Below are 587 nucleotides of genomic sequence, written 5' to 3'. Positions count from 1 at the left end.
GGGCACGCGGGGTGCGCGATCCTGCCCTCACTGAACTGCTGAAGATCCTCGCCACGGTGCTACTGGTCCTGGTGTTCTGGATGGTGGCGATGTATGACGCCGGGGCCACCTCCATCCATCAAGGTGCCTATGCCGGCGGACTGCTGATGCAGGCAGCGATCCTGGTCGCCCTCGCACGCACCAGCAAGGTGTTGTTCTACGTCGTTGGGCTGGCCAGCATTGCCGTGGCACTGAGGGCCTATGCCCTGGATCGCCTACCAGCGTTTCATCGATCCTCCCGGTGATCGTCTCATCAAATGGCATTTCGCCGGCAAGGTGCCACCCGGCACCGAAAGCGCGCTGCATGCGCTGGTCGATGCCTACTCACACCTGACGCCTTCGCAGTGGCTGCATGCGCGGCTGCAGGACATCATGATCATCACCCGTGGCGCGCTCAGTGCACCCGTGGATGCGCTCTCAGTCATGGTGAACAACAGCGCGTCCGCCACTGCATCGTTCATCGAAGTCAGCTTCTTCCACCTGTTCTATTCGATGTGGTTCGCCTCGCCCTTGCTGCTTCCGCCCTGCCTGGCAGCGCTGTATTGGCG

2 protein-coding genes are annotated in these 587 nt (G+C 62.2%); both read left to right on the top strand.

All coding sequences use genetic code 11. The features are described from left to right. Positions 1-284 (top strand): hypothetical protein (locus ACXJKJ_RS31380; RefSeq protein WP_457395558.1); only part of this gene is annotated, 284 nt, incomplete at its 5' end. Next, the coding region (locus ACXJKJ_RS31375) for a hypothetical protein (protein ID WP_457395555.1) at positions 241-587 on the top strand (347 nt) is incomplete at its 3' end. The genes ACXJKJ_RS31380 and ACXJKJ_RS31375, both read left to right, overlap by 44 nt.

The organism is Roseateles sp. P5_E1, assembly GCF_054049335.1.
Note: the sequence above shows the minus strand (reverse complement) of the source record. Positions and strands in the feature narration are given on the sequence as shown.